This window comes from Vibrio sp. TH_r3, from assembly GCF_033101115.1.
Classification (GTDB): domain Bacteria; phylum Pseudomonadota; class Gammaproteobacteria; order Enterobacterales; family Vibrionaceae; genus Vibrio.
In genome coordinates this window covers 1-467 of the sequence record NZ_JAWMPW010000093.1, presented here as the reverse complement: position 1 = coordinate 467, position 467 = coordinate 1, and the positions used below count along the sequence as shown (strand labels likewise).

The 467-nt window shown below is 42.8% G+C and carries 1 pseudogene; it reads left to right on the top strand.

Annotation, left to right across the window (positions count from 1 at the left end):
- Positions 1–467 (top strand): annotated as a pseudogene (locus tag R3X26_RS18935) (transposase); the annotation flags it as partial.

Sequence of the window (467 nt, the reverse complement as noted above, 5' to 3'; positions counted from 1 at the left end):
TCACTTTTGGGAAAGTCGATACAAAAGTCAGGCTTTGCTCGATGAAAAAGCGTTGCTTGCTGCCATGGCTTACACTGACTTGAATCCCGTCCGTTCCGGTACCGCTAAAACCCTCGATACCTCCAATTACACTTCAATCAAAAGTCGATTAAAGACACTTTATCAACAACAACACACCGAGCCGAATTTATTTCCTTTCGTTGGTGGTTCAACCAACACAACTCATCCAGGAATACCGTTTAGATTGATGGATTACCTAGAACTTGTTGAGTGGTCAGGTCAAAAGCTAAAAGAAGGCAAAGCGAGCCTAAATCCGCGTACTCCGTCTATTTTACAAAGACTCAATCTAACGGATAAAGATTGGGTAATTGCTTGCTCACAGTTAGAGAAACAACGAGCCATTTTAGTTGGGGGTAGACAAAGTTTTCCATCGGCTCTACCTAAATTACGCCGAAGTCGAATACGTG